The 17,850-nt window shown below is 53.5% G+C and carries 17 protein-coding genes; 10 read left to right on the top strand and 7 right to left on the bottom strand.

From position 1 onward, the window contains the following. Positions 1-186: 186 nt before the first annotated feature. On the bottom strand, positions 187-1,170 hold the full coding sequence (locus ACSEMK_RS22310; protein WP_213794922.1) for a quinone oxidoreductase: 984 nt from the start codon (positions 1,168-1,170) through the stop codon (positions 187-189). Positions 1,171-1,602: 432 nt separating this feature from the next. Between ACSEMK_RS22310 and dnaB the strand changes: the two genes are divergently transcribed. The 6 genes from dnaB (at position 1,603) to ACSEMK_RS22280 (ending at position 7,377) form a co-directional block, all read left to right on the top strand. Beyond that, a complete protein-coding gene (gene dnaB, locus ACSEMK_RS22305) occupies positions 1,603-3,018 on the top strand; it encodes a replicative DNA helicase (protein WP_015368755.1) in 1,416 nt (471 codons plus the stop codon). 31 nt (positions 3,019-3,049) lie between these two features. Next, positions 3,050-4,129: an alanine racemase gene (gene alr / locus ACSEMK_RS22300; RefSeq protein WP_316425521.1), complete on the top strand. Its 1,080-nt coding sequence runs from the start codon at positions 3,050-3,052 to the stop codon at positions 4,127-4,129. Between the two features lie 184 nt (positions 4,130-4,313). Continuing rightward, positions 4,314-5,507 carry an aromatic amino acid transaminase gene (gene tyrB / locus ACSEMK_RS22295; protein ID WP_430915477.1) on the top strand — a complete coding sequence of 398 codons (1,194 nt, stop codon included), beginning with the start codon at positions 4,314-4,316 and terminating at the stop codon, positions 5,505-5,507. A gap of 240 nt (positions 5,508-5,747) precedes the next feature. Continuing rightward, on the top strand, positions 5,748-6,461 hold the full coding sequence (aphA, locus tag ACSEMK_RS22290; RefSeq protein WP_015368752.1) for an acid phosphatase AphA: 714 nt from the start codon (positions 5,748-5,750) through the stop codon (positions 6,459-6,461). A gap of 142 nt (positions 6,462-6,603) precedes the next feature. Next, complete coding sequence (locus ACSEMK_RS22285) at positions 6,604-7,020, top strand: secondary thiamine-phosphate synthase enzyme YjbQ (RefSeq protein ID WP_113374999.1); 417 nt, start codon at positions 6,604-6,606, stop codon at positions 7,018-7,020. Between the two features lie 3 nt (positions 7,021-7,023). Further along, the gene (locus ACSEMK_RS22280) at positions 7,024-7,377 is read left to right on the top strand and encodes an MmcQ/YjbR family DNA-binding protein (protein WP_087858835.1); all 354 of its coding nucleotides are present in this window, start codon (positions 7,024-7,026) and stop codon (positions 7,375-7,377) included. 1 nt (position 7,378) lies between these two features. On the opposite strand, the gene ACSEMK_RS22275 is transcribed toward ACSEMK_RS22280, so the two are convergent. The 3 genes from ACSEMK_RS22275 to uvrA form a co-directional block, all read right to left on the bottom strand. After that, positions 7,379-7,696, bottom strand: a complete 318-nt coding sequence (locus tag ACSEMK_RS22275; protein WP_430915478.1) for a hypothetical protein — start codon at positions 7,694-7,696, stop codon at positions 7,379-7,381. After that, the gene (locus tag ACSEMK_RS22270; RefSeq protein WP_430915479.1) at positions 7,696-8,103 is read right to left on the bottom strand and encodes a hypothetical protein; all 408 of its coding nucleotides are present in this window, start codon (positions 8,101-8,103) and stop codon (positions 7,696-7,698) included. Before ACSEMK_RS22270 ends, ACSEMK_RS22275 begins: the two co-directional genes overlap by 1 nt. Positions 8,104-8,245: 142 nt before the next feature. Beyond that, a complete protein-coding gene (uvrA, locus tag ACSEMK_RS22265; protein WP_045396741.1) occupies positions 8,246-11,071 on the bottom strand; it encodes an excinuclease ABC subunit UvrA in 2,826 nt (941 codons plus the stop codon). Between the two features lie 254 nt (positions 11,072-11,325). Here uvrA and ssb1 point away from each other — a divergent pair, with 254 nt between their 5' ends. Then, complete coding sequence (gene ssb1, locus ACSEMK_RS22260) at positions 11,326-11,850, top strand: single-stranded DNA-binding protein SSB1 (RefSeq protein ID WP_015368746.1); 525 nt, start codon at positions 11,326-11,328, stop codon at positions 11,848-11,850. A gap of 80 nt (positions 11,851-11,930) precedes the next feature. Here ssb1 and ACSEMK_RS22255 read toward each other — a convergent pair whose 3' ends face one another. After that, complete coding sequence (locus ACSEMK_RS22255) at positions 11,931-13,511, bottom strand: lytic transglycosylase F (RefSeq protein ID WP_213317915.1); 1,581 nt, start codon at positions 13,509-13,511, stop codon at positions 11,931-11,933. A gap of 451 nt (positions 13,512-13,962) precedes the next feature. Here ACSEMK_RS22255 and iraM point away from each other — a divergent pair, with 451 nt between their 5' ends. Then, positions 13,963-14,316: an anti-adapter protein IraM gene (gene iraM / locus ACSEMK_RS22250; RefSeq protein WP_087858830.1), complete on the top strand. Its 354-nt coding sequence runs from the start codon at positions 13,963-13,965 to the stop codon at positions 14,314-14,316. 70 nt (positions 14,317-14,386) lie between these two features. Here iraM and ACSEMK_RS22245 read toward each other — a convergent pair whose 3' ends face one another. Further along, positions 14,387-14,668 (bottom strand): YjcB family protein, encoded by a 282-nt coding sequence (locus ACSEMK_RS22245; RefSeq protein ID WP_015704055.1) that lies wholly within the window; start codon positions 14,666-14,668, stop codon positions 14,387-14,389. Positions 14,669-15,218: 550 nt separating this feature from the next. Here ACSEMK_RS22245 and ACSEMK_RS22240 point away from each other — a divergent pair. Continuing rightward, complete coding sequence (locus ACSEMK_RS22240; RefSeq protein WP_113375004.1) at positions 15,219-16,823, top strand: EAL domain-containing protein; 1,605 nt, start codon at positions 15,219-15,221, stop codon at positions 16,821-16,823. On the opposite strand, the gene soxS is transcribed toward ACSEMK_RS22240, so the two are convergent. After that, a complete protein-coding gene (soxS, locus tag ACSEMK_RS22235) occupies positions 16,808-17,137 on the bottom strand; it encodes a superoxide response transcriptional regulator SoxS (protein ID WP_430915480.1) in 330 nt (109 codons plus the stop codon). The genes ACSEMK_RS22240 and soxS overlap by 16 nt on opposite strands. Positions 17,138-17,221: 84 nt before the next feature. Here soxS and soxR point away from each other — a divergent pair, with 84 nt between their 5' ends. Continuing rightward, positions 17,222-17,680 carry a redox-sensitive transcriptional activator SoxR gene (gene soxR, locus ACSEMK_RS22230; RefSeq protein ID WP_087858828.1) on the top strand — a complete coding sequence of 153 codons (459 nt, stop codon included), beginning with the start codon at positions 17,222-17,224 and terminating at the stop codon, positions 17,678-17,680. Positions 17,681-17,850: the final 170 nt, after the last annotated feature.

Below are 17,850 nucleotides of genomic sequence, written 5' to 3'. Positions count from 1 at the left end.
TTTTGGGGATTGAGCGGTGTGTCACAACCTGAGTAATTTTGCATAAAACAGCGTAGGCATTGCGTATTAAATCTGTCACTATTAGCGCGATAACGAATTCATCGCGCTGTACCCTACATACAGCCGAACAAAAAAAGTCAGGGCCTCCTTCGGGAGGCCCTAAACTTTTCCGGCGATCTCATCCCGTTACGGTAGCAGCAGGCTCGATCCCTCGGTCACCCGGCTTTCCAGGATCTCATGCGCGCGTCTGGCGTCACGCAGGGCGTATTTCTGATTATCCGCCACATCGACTTTGATCACGCCGCTGGCGATCAGCGAAAATAGCTCGTTGCTGGCTTCCGTCAGCTCTTCCCGGTTGGTGATGTAGCCTTGCAGAGAAGGGCGGGTCACATACAGTGAGCCTTTCTGATTGAGGATACCCAAATTCACGCCGGTTACCGGGCCAGATGAATTGCCGAAGCTGACCATCAGCCCACGCCGCTGAAGACAATCGAGCGAGGCTTCCCAGGTATCTTTACCCACGGAATCGTAAACCACGGCGACTTTTTTACCGCCGGTTAGCGCTTTGACGCGCTCGGCAATATTTTCTTCGCGATAGTTAATGGTTTCCCAGGCGCCGGCCTGCCGGGCGCGCTGCGCTTTTTGCTCGCTGCCGACGGTGCCGATAAGTTTCGCCCCAAGCGCTTTCGCCCACTGGCAGGCAATCAGCCCCACGCCGCCCGCCGCCGCATGGAACAAGAAGGTTTCATTGGCTTTTATTTCATAGGTTTTGCGCAGCAGATACCAGACGGTCAGCCCTTTAAGAAACGAGGCGGCGGCCTGCTCAAAGGAAATCGCATTCGGCAAAATCGCCGCTTTATCGGCATGTACGTTATGCACCGAACTATAAGCGCCAAGCGCGGACTGGGCATACACCACCCGATCGCCAACGTTGATATGTTTAACGCCGCTGCCGATTTTAGTAACGATACCGGCGGCTTCAGTGCCCAAACCGCTCGGCAGCGAGGGCGGTGGATACAAGCCGCTGCGGATGTAGGTGTCGATATAGTTGATACCGATAGCTTTGTTTTCTACCTGGATTTCGTGCTCGGCAGGATCGTTAGGGGTAAACTCGACCGCATGCAGAACCTCGGGGCCTCCGTGCGCGGGAAATTCAATTCGTGTTGCCATGTTTGCTCCTGTGCTGTTCTGATGTTATTGAATAAGCTTAACAGTCCGCTGCACAGGTGAGGGATTTTATTGCCGCGGATTTGATGAGGCGTACAAGGATAGCTTGCGGCTGTTGTACGGGCGCAGGAGTGAAGGACATGGAGCGTTTATGCTGAATTATAATTTTGACTACATTATTACCTTGATGGTTATGATGTTAGTGGTAGCGGCAGCGATGGTGTGTTTGATGTTGTTGTCGTTAAAGTCCAATAACCACAGAAAATTTTTTATTTTTGTCTGTGTGGCGATGGCGCTATTGGTTACGATGGCTTTCCATTATGGATGATAGCGTTCATCCATCAATTCCTCTTTCCGAAAACAGCAGTTCTATTGCGGCAACACGTTTGCCGCTATACTGTCACGCTCAATTGCGTATCGGTGAATTCTTAAGTTATGGCAGGAAATAAACCCTTCAACAAACCACAGACAGAACCTCGCGAACGCGATCCGCAGCTCGCCGGGTTGAAAGTCCCGCCGCACTCGATTGAAGCGGAACAGTCGGTGTTGGGCGGTTTAATGCTGGATAACGAGCGCTGGGACGACGTCGCCGAAAGGGTGGTGTCGGAAGATTTCTATACCCGTCCGCATCGTCATATCTTTACCGAGATGGCGCGCCTGCAAGAGTCAGGCAGCCCGATTGACCTGATCACTCTCGCGGAGTCGCTGGAGCGTCAGGGGCAACTGGATAGCGTCGGCGGCTTCGCCTACCTGGCCGAGCTCTCTAAAAATACGCCAAGCGCGGCGAACATCAGCGCGTATGCCGACATCGTGCGCGAACGCGCGGTGGTGCGTGAAATGATTTCGGTGGCCAACGAGATCGCCGAAGCCGGTTTCGACCCCCAGGGGCGCACCAGCGAGGACCTGTTGGATCTGGCGGAATCCCGGGTATTTAAAATTGCCGAAAGCCGGGCCAATAAAGACGAAGGGCCGAAGAACATCGCCGATGTGCTCGATGCCACCGTCGCCCGTATTGAACAGCTGTTCCAACAGCCGCATGATGGCGTCACCGGGGTGAATACCGGCTATGACGACCTCAATAAAAAGACCGCCGGGCTACAGCCTTCGGATCTGATTATCGTCGCCGCGCGTCCATCGATGGGTAAGACGACATTTGCGATGAACCTCGTGGAAAACGCAGCGATGCTGCAAGATAAGCCGGTATTGATCTTCAGTCTGGAGATGCCATCCGAGCAGATCATGATGCGTTCTCTGGCCTCGCTATCGCGCGTCGATCAGACCCGTATCCGTACCGGCCAACTGGACGATGAAGACTGGGCGCGGATCTCCGGCACGATGGGTATCTTGCTGGAAAAACGTAATATCTATATCGATGACTCCTCCGGCCTGACGCCGACCGAAGTGCGTTCGCGCGCCCGCCGTATCGCCCGTGAGCACGGCGGTATCGGTCTTATCATGATCGACTACCTGCAGCTGATGCGCGTACCGTCGCTCTCCGACAACCGTACTCTGGAGATCGCCGAAATTTCCCGCTCGCTGAAGGCGCTGGCAAAAGAGCTGCAGGTACCGGTGGTGGCGCTGTCGCAGTTGAACCGCTCTCTGGAACAGCGCGCCGATAAACGTCCGGTCAACTCCGACCTGCGTGAATCCGGCTCTATTGAACAGGATGCCGACTTAATCATGTTCATCTACCGTGATGAGGTTTATCACGAGAACAGCGATTTAAAAGGTATTGCTGAAATTATCATTGGTAAACAACGTAACGGCCCGATCGGTACGGTACGACTGACCTTTAACGGCCAGTGGTCGCGTTTCGATAATTATGCCGGCCCTCAGTATGACGATGAGTAAACCTCCGTCTGTCTTTTTTTAAGGAATTCAAATGCAAGCGGCAACTGTAGTTATCAACCGCCGCGCTCTGCGACACAACCTGCAACGCCTGCGTGAACTGGCTCCTGCCAGCAAACTGGTTGCGGTGGTGAAAGCGAACGCCTACGGACACGGCCTCCTTGAGACCGCGCGAACGCTGACCGACGCCGACGCCTTCGGCGTCGCCCGCCTGGAAGAGGCGCTGCGCCTGCGTGAAGGGGGCATTACCCAACCGATATTGCTGCTGGAAGGCTTCTTTGAAGCGGCGGATCTGGCGCTGATTTCCGCGCAGCAGCTGCATACCGTGGTACATAGCCCGGAACAGCTGGCGGCGCTCGAACAAGCGGAACTGGCCGAACCGGTTACCGTCTGGATGAAGCTGGATACCGGTATGCATCGTCTTGGCGTACTGCCGGAACAGGCCGAAGCGTTTTATCAGCGGCTAAGCCGGTGCAAAAATGTTCGCCAGCCGGTGAATATCGTCAGCCATTTCGCCCGTGCCGATGAGCCGGAATGCGGCGCGACCGAGCGTCAGCTGGATATTTTCACCACCTTTACCGAAGGGAAACCGGGGCTGCGTTCTATTGCCGCCTCGGGCGGGATCCTGCTGTGGCCGCAGTCGCATTTCGACTGGGCGCGGCCGGGCATCATTCTCTACGGCGTTTCTCCACTGGAGAACCACTCTACCGGTGAGGATTTCGGCTGCCTGCCGGTGATGTCGCTGACCTCCAGCCTGATTGCGGTGCGCGAGCATAAAGCCGGGGAGCCGGTGGGCTATGGCGGCACCTGGATTAGCGAGCGCGATACTCGCCTCGGCGTCGTGGCGATGGGCTATGGCGACGGTTATCCGCGCGCCGCGCCCTCCGGCACGCCGGTGCTGGTCAACGGCCGCGAAGTGCCGATAGTCGGTCGCGTGGCGATGGATATGATTTGCGTTGACCTCGGTCCTCAGGCGCAGGATAACGCCGGCGATCCGGTTGTATTATGGGGAGAGGGGCTCCCCGTTGAGCGCATCGCGGAAATAACGAAAGTGAGTGCTTACGAACTTATCACCCGACTGACCTCCAGGCTGGCAATTCGTTACCTCGACTAACTACGGTCAGTGGCATATTTCCCCGATTACGCTACGCTTATCGGGGAAATGAGCAGGGGCGGCGCGCGGCGTCGCCCATGTTTGCAGCGATCTTTGTCGATAACTTACCAACATCCCCTCGACCTTCCCCAACTTCCGGTTTATTGTGTAAATACCTGCTTTCGTAAACCTGGAGATACATCTCGTGTTTCAAAAAGTTGACGCCTACGCCGGCGACCCTATTCTCTCCTTGATGGAGCGTTTCAAAGAAGATCCGCGTAGTGACAAAGTGAACCTCAGCATCGGTTTGTACTACAACGAAGACGGCATTATTCCGCAACTACAGGCCGTGGCGGATGCCGAAGCACAACTCAATGCTCAGCCGCACGGCGCCTCGCTGTATCTGCCGATGGAAGGGCTCAATAGCTACCGCCACGCCATTGCGCCGCTGCTGTTTGGCGCCGACCATCCGGTGCTGAAACAAAATCGCGTAGCGTCAATTCAAACTCTGGGTGGCTCTGGCGCGCTGAAGGTTGGCGCCGACTTCCTCAAGCGCTACTTCCCGCAGTCTCGCGTATGGGTCAGCGATCCGACCTGGGAAAACCACATCGCTATATTTGAAGGGGCTGGGTTCGAAGTAAGTACTTACCCCTGGTTCGATGATGAGAGCAACGGCGTGCGTTTTGAAGCCTTCCTCGCCAAACTACAGACGCTCCCTGAGCGCGATATCGTGCTGCTGCATCCGTGTTGCCACAACCCGACGGGCGCCGATCTGAGCAACGCGCAGTGGGATGAAGTGGTTAAGGTGTTGAAAGCACGCAATTTAATTCCTTTCCTCGATATCGCCTATCAGGGCTTTGGCGCCGGTATGGAAGACGATGCCTACGCTATTCGTGCGATTGCCAGCGCCGGCCTGCCGATGCTGGTCAGCAACTCATTTTCCAAAATCTTCTCACTGTACGGCGAACGCGTCGGTGGGTTGTCGATTGTCTGCGATGATGCGGAAACCGCAGGCCGCGTGCTGGGTCAGTTGAAAGCGACGGTGCGCCGCAACTACTCAAGCCCGCCGAATTTTGGCGCGCAGGTGGTCGCGGCGGTGCTGAACGACGCGGCGCTGAAAGCCTCATGGCTGGCGGAAGTGGAAGCGATGCGTACCCGCATCCTGGCGATGCGCCAGACGCTGGTAGAGGCGCTGAAAGAGGCCGTTCCCGGCAAGAACTTTGACTACCTGCTGAAGCAGCGCGGTATGTTTAGTTACACCGGTTTAAGCGCGGCACAGGTGGATCGTCTACGCGAAGAGTTTGGCGTCTACCTGATTGCCAGCGGGCGGATGTGCGTGGCAGGACTTAACTCGCGTAACGTCCAGCGCGTGGCTCAGGCGTTTGCCGCTGTAATGTAAGTACTCACTTACTAAATCTCCCTCGCCAGCGTTAAGGCGAGGGGGAATATACCCCGAAGTGTGATCATGCTCTTTTTATATGACATCTGAGCAGAAAATCCTTTCTATCTGTGTGGGCAGGCGTTAAGGTCTTGGTGCATTTATAAGCTCACTCATTATTAAAAATAACAACGAATTGAATTTGCAATCCTGAGTAACGCAGGTTCAGCCGCCCTGTGTACGACGGGTGAAGGGATAAATATGCGTAAGTTAACTTTGGCCATTAGCGCCACCTGTCTGTTGTTCGCTCTTAATAGCTCCGTTGTCGCGCGCGCTTCCACCCCGCAGCCCATTTGGGAAGGGACGAATGTCGCGAAACTTGCCGAACAGGCGCCGATACATTGGGTATCCGTAGCGCAAATCGAAAATAGCCTGCTTGGCCGCGCGCCGATGGCGGTGGGGTTCGATATCGATGATACCGTGCTGTTCTCCAGCCCTGGTTTCTGGCGTGGGCAGAAAACCTATTCTCCGGGCAGCGAAGCCTATCTGAAGAACCCCGAGTTCTGGGAAAAGATGAATAACGGCTGGGACGAGTTCAGTATGCCGAAAGAAGTGGGCCGCCAGCTGATTGCGATGCATATTAAGCGCGGCGACAGCATTTACTTCGTGACCGGCCGCAGCCAGACCAAAACTGAGACCGTCTCTAAAACCCTGCAGGATGATTTCCTCATCCCCGGCGCTAACATGAACCCGGTGATTTTTGCCGGCGATAAGCCAGGCCAGAACACCAAAACCCAGTGGTTACGGGAGAAGAATATCAAAGTCTTCTACGGTGACTCTGACAACGACATCTCGGCGGCCCGCGACGCCGATGCGCGCGGAATTCGCGTGCTGCGCGCGGCAAACTCCTCCTACAAACCGCTGCCGATGGCCGGCTCGCAAGGGGAAGAGGTGATTGTGAATTCAGAATATTAAGGCGTGCGGAACACGGCGCTTCTGAACATGAAAAAGGCAGCCGCAGGCTGTCTTTTTTTTGTACGAATTTCAGCGTTTGAGGTTTTACCTTTTCGCTTCTTGCTGCAAACTTAGAAGGATTCACACATTACAGGAGTCGTTTATGTGGCATCAGCAAACCCTGACATTAGGCCCGAAATCTCGTGGTTTCCATCTGGTGACCAATGAAATTATTGGTCAAATTCGCGAACTCTCGCATATCAAGGTTGGCCTGCTGCATCTGTTACTCCAGCATACTTCCGCTTCCCTGACGTTAAATGAGAACTGCGATCCCACGGTCCGTTTTGATATGGAACAGCATTTTCTCAACGCCGTACCAGACAACGCGCCGTATGAACACGATTATGAAGGTCCTGATGATATGCCCTCGCACATTAAATCATCGCTGCTGGGCGTTTCTCTGATGTTGCCGGTGCAGAACGGCAACGTCATATTAGGGACCTGGCAGGGGATCTGGCTGGGGGAGCATCGTATTCACGGCGGCTCGCGGCATATCGTCGCAACGCTTATGGGAGAATAAAAAATGACCATATCGGATCTACTACAGTACTGCATGGCGAAGCCGGGCGCGGAACAAAGCGTTCATAGCGACTGGAAAGCGACGCAAATCAAGGTCGCAGACGTGCTATTCGCCATGGTGAAAGAAGTGGAGGATAAGCGGCCGGCCGTTGCGCTTAAAGCGAGTCCCGAGCTTGCCGAACTGCTGCGCGAACAGCATCGCGATGTTCGCCCCAGCAGGCATCTGAATAAAGCTCACTGGAGCACGGTCTTCCTTGATGGCTCCCTGCCGGATTCGCAGATTTACTACCTGGTGGACGCCTCTTATCAGCAGGCGGTCGACCTGCTGCCGGAAGATAAGCGGCGGCAGTTAGCGTAGCTTATAGCCCGCCTGCCAGCGCCAGCAGCGCGATATCGAACAGCTTTAATAACGTCGACTGCAGCTGCGCCTGGCGTGCGATGCTCTGGTTGTTGGCGCGAATGCGGGCAATATCGCGCTGACCTTCCAGCAGTAGCCGTAGATCGTCTTCGGTCAGCCAGCCCTGAGCTTTTTGCTGTAATGCCTGCAGTAAAAAGATGGCGCTATCGCGTACTTCGTGCTGCTCATCGCCAAGTACTTTATTCAGTATTGGTATCCATTCGGCGCTATCAATCGCGCAAGCGGACAACAGCGCGCGAATTTCCATGGTTGTCGGCATTATTCCCTCCCTGTTCGCTGACATTCGCCAGCGATAGCCTGTTGATAAAGATAAAGGGTCTGCCGCGTTAAATATTGCGCTTCGGCAGGAGTAAAGGGCGCGCCCAGCATCTGGCGATGGGCGTAAACGCGCAGATAGTTACCTTCAAGTATCCTGAAATTTTCCTGGCGCAACGCATCGCTGTGATCCATCGCCTGCGCGAACTGCTGGCGAATTTGTTCATCTTCTGCGTTCAATTGCTGATCGTCCTCCGTGGCTGCGGTGGCGATGAACTGCAAATGCAACTGCTTGAGTGTGAGCAATTGCTGATAGGCCGTATCGCTGTAGCGGCCAACCCACGAGCAGGCGCTTAACGCACATAGCGCGGCGGCGATGATAAATAACGGAATGAGGCGTGGTACTCGCATAGTTTTCCCGGTATCGGTGGGCGATAGCGGCTATCAGACGCCAGAGTGAGGCGCCGGGCAAATCACGAAGTCTCAGCGTAAAAAAATGAGATGAAATGAGATGAAATGAGGCCTCTTCCACTGCGGGAAGAGGCCTGAGAGATTACTTAAGCAAGGGCTTCAGGAAGCGCGCCGTGTGCGAGGCTTCACATTCGGCAACGGTTTCCGGCGTGCCGGAAACGAGAATCTCTCCGCCGCCGCTACCGCCTTCCGGGCCGAGGTCGACAATCCAGTCGGCGGTTTTAATTACGTCGAGGTTGTGCTCAATGACCACGATGGTATTGCCCTGATCGCGCAGCTGATGCAGCACGTCCAGCAGCTGCTGGATATCGGCGAAATGCAGACCGGTAGTCGGTTCATCAAGGATATACAGCGTCTGGCCGGTACCGCGCTTGGATAGTTCGCGCGCCAGCTTCACGCGCTGGGCTTCACCGCCGGAGAGCGTGGTTGCCGACTGGCCAAGACGAATATAGGTCAGGCCAACATCCATCAGGGTTTGCAGCTTACGCGCCAGCGCCGGAACGGCATCAAAGAACTCGCGCGCTTCTTCGATGGTCATATCCAGCACTTCGTGGATAGTTTTGCCTTTGTACTTAATTTCCAGCGTTTCGCGGTTATAGCGTTTGCCTTTGCACTGGTCGCACGGTACGTAGATATCCGGCAGGAAGTGCATCTCAACCTTGATCACCCCGTCGCCCTGACAGGCTTCGCAGCGGCCGCCGCGGACGTTAAAACTGAAGCGGCCCGGCGTATAGCCGCGTGAACGTGATTCCGGCACTCCGGCAAACAGTTCGCGCACCGGCGTGAACACGCCGGTATAGGTTGCAGGGTTTGAGCGCGGCGTGCGGCCAATCGGGCTCTGGTCGATATCGATGACTTTATCGAAGTGCTCCAGCCCCTGGACATCGCGATATGGCGCCGGTTCGGCAATCGTCGCGCCGTTCAACTGGCGCTGGGCGATGGGGAACAGGGTATCGTTAATCAGCGTTGATTTACCGGAACCGGAAACGCCGGTAATGCAGGTAAACAGGCCGACAGGCAGCGTCAGCGTCACATCCTTGAGGTTGTTGCCGCGCGCGCCAGTAAGCTTCAGCACTTTTTCCGGATCGGCGGCGACGCGCTGTTTCGGCACTTCGATTTTGCGTTTACCGCTCATGTACTGCCCGGTGAGGGATTCTGGTACCGCCATAATGGCGTCCAGCGGCCCTTCGGCCACCACCTGGCCGCCGTGCACGCCAGCGCCGGGGCCGATATCGATAACATGGTCGGCGGCGCGAATGGCGTCTTCGTCATGTTCAACGACAATGACCGTGTTACCCAGGTTACGCAGGTGGATAAGCGTACCGAGCAGGCGTTCGTTATCACGCTGGTGCAGGCCGATGGAGGGCTCATCCAGCACGTACATCACGCCAACCAGCCCCGCGCCAATCTGGCTCGCCAGACGAATACGCTGCGCTTCACCGCCGGAGAGCGTCTCCGCCGAACGAGAGAGCGTCAGGTAGTTCAGGCCGACGTTGACGAGGAACTTCAGGCGATCGCCAATCTCTTTCAGCACTTTCTCGGCGATTTGCGCCCGCTGGCCAGACAGCTTCAGGTTATTGAAGAAGTCCATCGCGTGGCCGATGCTCATATCGGAAATGGTTGGCAGCGGCGTGTTTTCCACAAATACATGGCGCGCTTCGCGACGCAGACGCGTGCCTTCACAACTGGCGCACGGACGGTTGCTGATGAATTTCGCCAGCTCTTCGCGCACTGCGCTGGATTCCGTCTCTTTGTACCGGCGCTCCATGTTGTGCAGCACGCCTTCGAACGGATGGCGGCGTACTGACGTGTCGCCGCGGTCGTTCATGTATTTGAATTCAATATTCTCTTTACCAGAACCGTACAACACGACTTTATGCACATTAGCGCTGAGGGTGCCCCAGGGCGCTTCAACATCAAACTTATAGTGATCGGCCAGCGACTTCAGCATCTGGAAGTAGTAGAAGTTGCGGCGATCCCAGCCGCGGATGGCGCCGCCAGCCAGCGAGAGCTCCGGATTCTGAATCACTCGATCGGGATCGAAATACTGTTGAACGCCAAGGCCGTCGCAGGTTGGACAGGCCCCTGCCGGGTTGTTGAAGGAGAACAGACGCGGCTCCAGCTCACGCATGCTATAGCCGCAAATCGGGCAAGCGAAGTTGGCCGAGAACAGCAGTTCTTCCGCTTTACTGTCATCCATGTTGGAAACAATGGCGGTACCGCCTGAGAGCTCCAGCGCGGTTTCGAAAGATTCCGCCAGACGCTGCGCCAGATCGTCGCGCACTTTAAAGCGGTCGATAACCACTTCGATCGTGTGTTTCTTTTGCAGCTCTAATTTCGGCGGATCCGAAAGATCGCAGACTTCGCCATCGATCCGCGCGCGGATGTAGCCCTGACTGGCAAGGTTCTCCAGCGTTTTGGTGTGCTCGCCTTTACGTTCTTTAATGATGGGCGCCAGCAGCATCAGGCGCTGACCTTCCGGCTGAGAGAGCACGTTATCGACCATCTGGCTGACGGTCTGCGCGGCCAGGGGCACGTCGTGGTCCGGACAGCGCGGTTCACCGACGCGGGCGTACAGCAGGCGCAGATAGTCATGGATTTCAGTAATCGTACCTACCGTCGAACGCGGGTTGTGGGAGGTCGATTTCTGTTCGATAGAAATCGCCGGCGACAGCCCTTCGATATGATCGACGTCCGGTTTCTCCATCAGCGACAGGAACTGTCGCGCGTAGGCGGAGAGCGATTCGACGTAGCGACGCTGGCCTTCGGCGTACAGGGTGTCGAAAGCGAGTGAGGATTTGCCAGACCCAGAAAGCCCGGTGACGACAATAAGTTTGTCGCGCGGAATGACGAGGTTGATGTTTTTGAGATTATGGGTGCGGGCGCCCCGAACTTCGATCTTATCCATTCACCTTTCCCGGTAGGTAGATACACGGATTGCCTGGTTTGCTTAAAGGACAAACGGCAGAAACGGCTAATTATGACACAATTTAACCTGTCTGGATATACAGTATTGGAATGGCGCTGCAGTAAGAGGGTGAAAATTTGCATAGCAGCGGCATGTTTTCTGGAATTGGCTTCGCAGCTATCAAATTGCCCCTTTGTGGTGTTAGAATTCCCGGTTTACACTTATACAAAACGTATTATTCAGGAGATTCGATCATGGCCAGCAGAGGCGTAAACAAGGTGATTCTCGTCGGTAATCTGGGGCAGGACCCGGAAGTACGCTACATGCCAAGTGGCGGCGCTGTCGCCAACTTCACGCTGGCAACTTCCGAATCCTGGCGCGATAAGCAAACCGGCGAAATGAAAGAGCAGACTGAATGGCACCGCGTTGTGCTGTTCGGCAAACTGGCGGAAGTCGCGGGCGAATACCTGCGTAAAGGTTCTCAGGTTTATATCGAAGGCCAGCTGCGTACCCGTAAATGGACCGATCAGTCAGGCCAGGACAAGTACACCACTGAAATCGTGGTAAACGTCGGCGGCACCATGCAGATGCTGGGCGGCCGTCAGGGCGGCGGCGCACCGGCAGGCGGCGGCCAGCAGCAGGGCGGTTGGGGTCAGCCTCAGCAGCCGCAGGGCGGCAACCAGTTCAGCGGCGGCGCGCAGTCTCGTCCGCAGCAGCAGGCCCCGGCAGCGCCATCTAACGAACCGCCGATGGACTTCGACGACGACATCCCGTTCTAAGGTTTTCCTTATTACGTACTGCCTGTGCAGTAAACCAACAAAAAGCCCCGATTGTTCGGGGCTTTTTTCATTTCAGGCTCTCAGGCTGCCGGGGCCGAAGCTTCAGGAGCGGTTGGCGGAGCCGCGTCTGGTTGAAGCTTACCTGTTCCTGGCTCGGGTAGCGGGGTGGCGGTCGCTTTTTGTTTACGGGCGATATCATCCATTATCAGTCGATAGGCAATGTAGTATTTATAGATATTGCTGACATAGGTCACCGTCTCAGCGCCGATTTTTTCCGCGGCGAGATTCTCAACGTTGCCAAACCAGATGTTCGGATCAAAACCGCGTTTTTGGGTTTCCGTACGTAGACGCGCGATACGCGCCGGGCCCGCATTGTAGGACGCGAACGAAAACAGCGCTTTATTAAGCGGCGTCATTGGCTGATCGCCATAGTAATGATCAATCATCCAGCGCATATACTTCACGCCGGCATGAATGTTGGGATCGATTTTCTTAATATCGCCAACTTTTAGTTCCTTGCCGGTCGCGGGCATGACCTGCATTACGCCGATTGCGCCAACGTGGCTGCGTACTGATTGATTGAGCCGCGATTCCTGATATCCCTGGGCGGCCATCAGCAGCCAGTCGACATCATAGCGTTCGCCATATTTTCTAAAAATTTCCACCATCTGCAAAAACTTAGCGCGCTCTCTGTTGGCTGCGGCGTTTTTAACGTAGGTCGCGCTTTTCAGGTAGCGCAGCAGAATCGTGTTTCCCAGGGTGCTGCCTTGACGATTATTCTTCACGAAATTATTCAGCACCGCGAGAAGCTGCGGGTTGTCTTTGCGGACCGCCCAGGCGATGTCGCCGCCATCTCGTAACACAATGTCGTCATGCACCTGAATTTTTGGAAACACCTGTTTCCAGAAAATCGCTTTATGGCGATCCACCACGATCAGGGGTATCAGATCGGCATTGAGCATTTCGAGAAGATCCTCATCCTCGAGCGCTTCTGGTGCTTCCTGCAAAATGACCGGCGGCAGCGCTGCTTTGGCAAAGCGGGCGTTAAGCGCCTGCAAACTTTCGTAATAGCTGGATGAGCGTCGAACAAACACGGTTTTACCGGAAAGCTGCTCCAGGCTTTTTACCTCGGGCGATGATGGCCCCGAAACTAATAGTTCTTTGACATCGCTATAGAGCGGGGTGGTAAAGGCGACCTGCTCCTGACGCGATGAAGTAATCGTGAGATTGGCGGCAGCGATATCCCCTTTGCCTTCATTCAGTGCCTTGAACAGGTTATCCCGCGTCACCGGGATAAAAACGATCCGCACTTTGAGGTGTTTCTGCTTCAGCTTCTTCTCTTTTGCCAGCTTGCTATTGAGATCTTTTTCTAAAGCGATGAAAAGATCGTGGGTGGCGCCGCGTTGGGTACCCTTGTCGATAAAAAAGAACGTTTTGCTGTAGGTTGTCAGCACCCGGATCGCCCGCCGATTGATCATATCGGGAAGATCGCCTTTTTGTGGCTGCATGATGTGATCCATATCGATGGTCAGCTCAGCTTTATCCTTATGTGCCGGCGACGCTTTACTCGTCGAAGCCGCTGAAGCGGAGAAGGCAAACAGTATGGCGAGAAGGCAGCAGGAAACCATCGCCAGGCGACGTTGAAAACCGAAGATGTTCATGATGCGGCACTCTGCAGGGGGATGGTTATATTTTAGTCAATGCAAACGCGCCCCTGTGCCTTTTTCTATCTACCTCCCTCGTGTGCTGCTCGGCGTAGGTGGTATTTGCCTGTTTGCGAGAATTCAAAGGACAGAGGCACTTCTCATACTAGAAAATATTTTCATTTTGCGATTGCTAATTGATTATTCCGCCCACTTGAATATCAAAATGATATTTTTGTCTGCTATTTAAAATATATTGTAAGGTTAGTTATAGTCTTTGCATGGTTTTGTTTTTTTAGTATTAATACATAATTCGTAGAATGCCCGGGTTAGCTTACTTCAAGAGAGGTATAGCCGAGATGTATCAGGCTTGGTCTATATCACAATATTAATCAGCCACCTTGCAGATAACGGCCTGGAGTGCTATCACTAAATTTCCCGTAACAGATTTTACTTACAAGGATGGAAGATGAAATGGACGATTCTTAACACCCTTATCTGCCCGCATACCGGCGTTGCATTCTCGTCAATATCGGGGCTGCGGTTTCTGAAGTTTATTATCTGGTATGAAGCCGATCTTTTATTAATTCCTGGCGAAACCATGAAGCTTTATTCATCTAAAGTTTTAATTAATGATCAATATCATTCATTAAAAATTTATAACATCACGTGTTATGACGATAAACAGTGGGAAACGTTAAGAGAGCGGCCAACCTGTCCGTATAATTTCGAGGTCGCGGAGCCGGAATCTTGTCTTTATCAATCGTATTGTGCGGTTAAGCGCTGCCCGAACGAGCGTCTGCGGCCGATGTTATGCGGATAATATTAGCTCGGGTAGAGAAGAACATCATCGTTGCTGAAAATAAAAAAGCTTCCCGCAGGAAGCTTTTTTATCAGGTCATCATCATTGGCCACTCTGGCGGCGTCTGACTCATGACTTCAACCATGACATCTTTAATGTTGCCCCAGATTTTGGCGACATCCACCATGGTGATACCTAACAAGCCGGTGGCAAACCAGCAGGCGGCAGCCAGACCCAGACAGCTACAAATAATCGCTAAGCCGGCATAGTCGCTTTTACGTAATTGAATATTCAGCGAGCTGGCCAGGAACATCAATACCGCGCTCACCAGGGGCCAGCGCAAAAGTACGACACTGGTAGTAATGGAAGCCATTAACTTATCCTATCTCTCAAAGAAATTCGGGAGCCTTAGACAACCTGGCGCGATTATCAATAATGAGACGCTCTGGCTATCTGGGGGCACTTCAGGGAGTGATGAAACGACAGTTCTGTTTCATCAACTTGTGTGAACTATATCACATTTGTTGAATTATTCACCAGACAAAAAATGACCTTTTTTGACATTTAAAAACCATGTTATGAGTGTGGTTAATTACGCGGCAATGCGTACCAGCTTGTCTGATGGCCGTTTTTCGACGCCGTTAAGGACCGGACCTGGACTGCCGATAATTGATCTACGGGTTTTGTTACTTATTACGAGTAATTGTACGGAGAAACCGAATTAGTAAGTGGCTAGTGTCTTAATTATTACGAGAATGTTTCTCGATCCATCTATAAGTAAGTATGATTCATCATTATTAGGTGTGAGGTTTTTACATAAACGTGTTCGTTGCTGAAATTCGCTGTTTTTTATAACAGTCGGTAATGCCTGGTTTTTGTCCTTATACCGTGATTGAGGCGTATCGCATGGATAAAAAGCGGAAATGAATCGTAACGCGCCGCATAAGGCGTTAAGAATATTCTTCATCATACTGGTGGTTGTACTGCCGGTGGTGTTGGCGTTGTGGTTTGCGCAAATCAGGGCCAAGGAAGAAATCTCAGATAGACTGCAATCGTTTTCGCAGCTGGCGCTGCAAAAAACGGAAATGGTCATTCATGAATCCGAGCAGGCGCGCGAAAAAGCCATGCAGTTTACCGGGTTAATGTGTTCCCCTCAGCATCAGCAGTACATGTTGAATATTGTTCGCGGACTACTGTACGTTGATGACCTGATTTACGCGAGCGGTAACACTTTCCTTTGTTCCACAGCGGTCCATCCCGAAGAGGGCTGGAGAATATCCGCGGCGAATTATACTCGAAATCCCGACATCTCCATCTACTACTATCGCGATACGCCGTTTTATCCCGGCTATGATATGAATTATATGCAGCGCGGGCATTATGCCGTGGTGGTTAACCCCCTCTCTTATAGTTCAGTCATTTCCAGTGATAAAGATTTAGCCTACGGCGTCTTCGACACCAAAACGAACATGTTTTTCTCCGTGAGTAAAAACGTTGATGCCAGGGAGCTTCATCGTCTTATTCGCCACGAAGACGCTTTTTTCAATCAGGATGGCCGGGTTTATACCGTCGCCCATTCGTCGATTCGGCCGATTGCGGTCATCATGTCCACCTCGCGCGCCAGCTATTACGCCAGCCTGTACGATCAGGTTACTTTGACCCTGCCGTTAGGAATTATTTGCAGCATATTGATTCTGATGGTCTGGTCGCGAAGCCGTCAGCAGTATCATTCGCCGCGCAATAAGCTGCAGCGAGCGTTAAGCCACCGCCAGCTTTGTCTGCATTACCAACCTATTATCGACATCAAGAATAACCGCTGCGTCGGCGCCGAGGCGCTGCTACGCTGGCCGGGATTTGACGGTCCGGTGATGAGCCCGGCGGAGTTTATTCCGTTGGCGGAAAACTCAGGCATGATTGCTCAGGTAACAGATTACGTGGTTGACGAGTTGTTCAACGATCTTGGTGAATACCTGGCCAGGCATCCGCAGCTCTATATCGCGATTAATCTTTCGGCATCCGACTTCCATTCCGCGCGGTTAATTGCGCAGATTACTGAGAAAGCGCGCAGCTATGCGGTTTGCGTGAAGCAAATCAAAATTGAAGTCACCGAAAGGGGATTTATCGATGTGCCGAAAACCACGCCGGTGATTCAGGCTTTCCGCGAGGCGGGCTACGAGATAGCTATTGATGATTTCGGCACCGGTTATTCCAACCTGCATAACCTCTATTCGCTCAACGTCGATATTCTGAAGATTGATAAATCCTTTATCGATACGCTGACCACCAACAGCACCAGTCATCTGATTGCTGAACATATCATCGATATGGCGCGTAGCCTGCGTTTAAAAACCATCGCTGAAGGGGTAGAAACGCTGGATCAGGTGGATTGGTTACTTAAGCGCGGCGTACAGTTTTGTCAGGGATGGCACTTTGCGAGGGCAATGCCGCCGCAGGAGTTTATGCAGTGGCTGGCCAAGTCCCCGATCTTACTGCGTACGCCGCACGACGGTCGTCAGGCGGAAATCTGATGACGGTAGTCGCTGGGAGTGCGATCGAACTCCCGGCGGAACACCCGCGAGAACGTCTGCTGCGAGACGTATCCCAAATCCATCGCAATATCAAAAATAGGACGCTGCGTGGTTCTCAGCGCTTCAGCAGCGAGCAGTAGCCGGCGCTGACGAATGTAATCACCCAGCGTTTGGTGGGTAACGGTACGGAACATCCGCTGCAGATACCATTTCGAGTATCCCGATTTTTTAGCGACTGCATCAATGTTAAGTGGTTGATCGATATGTTCATCAATCCATTCAATAAGCGTTTGGATAATATCCTGATGGGACATAAAGCGGCCTCTCTCAATTCTCGATTCGTCGTTTTGTCTGTCGGCGAGTATAATTCCTCAAGTTAACTTGAGGTAAAGAGCTTTATGGAAAAGAAATCAGCCCGTATCAAAATGCTGCTTTCTCCTGGAGAAGTGGCTAAACGAACCGGCGTCGCCGTCTCGGCGCTGCACTTTTATGAAAGTAAAGGGCTTATCCGCAGCCAGCGTAATGCCGGCAATCAGCGGCGATATCGCCGTGATGTACTGCGAGCGGTAGCCATTATCAAGATTGCGCAACGTATTGGCATTCCGTTGGCGACCATCGGCGAGGCATTTGGCGTCCTGCCGGAAGGACATAATCTGAGCGCCAAAGAGTGGAAACAGCTGTCGTCGCAATGGCGGGAGGAGCTGGACCGGCGTATTCACACCCTGACTGCGCTGCGTGATCAACTCGACGGCTGCATCGGCTGTGGTTGTTTATCGCGCCGCGATTGCCCATTACGCAACCCAGGAGATAAGTTGGGTGAAGAGGGGACCGGCGCACGCCTGCTGGAAGAGGATTAATCGTGATACCTGCAAAAAACTAAAGCGCCACAACAGGGCGCTTTAGTTGTTTTCCGGTCTTTGTCTTTCGCATTATCCCGCTGGCTCACGGGAGGGTTTCCCCCGACGTCGACTCCCCTCAGGTATTGCGCAATGTGTTGAAGGAGGTTCCGGATTGCGTCGACAATGTA

The sequence above is a fragment of the Klebsiella sp. K-3 genome (assembly GCF_051207495.1).
In the GTDB taxonomy this organism is placed as follows: Bacteria; Pseudomonadota; Gammaproteobacteria; order Enterobacterales; family Enterobacteriaceae; genus Klebsiella; species Klebsiella aerogenes.
Note: the sequence above shows the minus strand (reverse complement) of the source record. Positions and strands in the feature narration are given on the sequence as shown.

Excerpts from the sequence above, each read along its gene's own strand:
- ACSEMK_RS22310 (WP_213794922.1), bottom strand. The coding sequence starts at position 1,170 with ATGGCAACACGAATTGAATTTCCCGCGCACGGAGGCCCCGAGGTTCTG.
- dnaB (WP_015368755.1), top strand. The coding sequence starts at position 1,603 with ATGGCAGGAAATAAACCCTTCAACAAACCACAGACAGAACCTCGCGAA.
- alr (WP_316425521.1), top strand. The coding sequence starts at position 3,050 with ATGCAAGCGGCAACTGTAGTTATCAACCGCCGCGCTCTGCGACACAAC.
- aphA (WP_015368752.1), top strand. The coding sequence starts at position 5,748 with ATGCGTAAGTTAACTTTGGCCATTAGCGCCACCTGTCTGTTGTTCGCT.
- ACSEMK_RS22285 (WP_113374999.1), top strand. The coding sequence starts at position 6,604 with ATGTGGCATCAGCAAACCCTGACATTAGGCCCGAAATCTCGTGGTTTC.
- ACSEMK_RS22280 (WP_087858835.1), top strand. The coding sequence starts at position 7,024 with ATGACCATATCGGATCTACTACAGTACTGCATGGCGAAGCCGGGCGCG.
- ACSEMK_RS22275 (WP_430915478.1), bottom strand. The coding sequence starts at position 7,696 with ATGCCGACAACCATGGAAATTCGCGCGCTGTTGTCCGCTTGCGCGATT.
- ACSEMK_RS22270 (WP_430915479.1), bottom strand. The coding sequence starts at position 8,103 with ATGCGAGTACCACGCCTCATTCCGTTATTTATCATCGCCGCCGCGCTA.
- uvrA (WP_045396741.1), bottom strand. The coding sequence starts at position 11,071 with ATGGATAAGATCGAAGTTCGGGGCGCCCGCACCCATAATCTCAAAAAC.
- ssb1 (WP_015368746.1), top strand. The coding sequence starts at position 11,326 with ATGGCCAGCAGAGGCGTAAACAAGGTGATTCTCGTCGGTAATCTGGGG.
- ACSEMK_RS22255 (WP_213317915.1), bottom strand. The coding sequence starts at position 13,511 with ATGAACATCTTCGGTTTTCAACGTCGCCTGGCGATGGTTTCCTGCTGC.
- iraM (WP_087858830.1), top strand. The coding sequence starts at position 13,963 with ATGAAATGGACGATTCTTAACACCCTTATCTGCCCGCATACCGGCGTT.
- ACSEMK_RS22245 (WP_015704055.1), bottom strand. The coding sequence starts at position 14,668 with ATGGCTTCCATTACTACCAGTGTCGTACTTTTGCGCTGGCCCCTGGTG.
- ACSEMK_RS22240 (WP_113375004.1), top strand. The coding sequence starts at position 15,219 with ATGAATCGTAACGCGCCGCATAAGGCGTTAAGAATATTCTTCATCATA.
- soxS (WP_430915480.1), bottom strand. The coding sequence starts at position 17,137 with ATGTCCCATCAGGATATTATCCAAACGCTTATTGAATGGATTGATGAA.
- soxR (WP_087858828.1), top strand. The coding sequence starts at position 17,222 with ATGGAAAAGAAATCAGCCCGTATCAAAATGCTGCTTTCTCCTGGAGAA.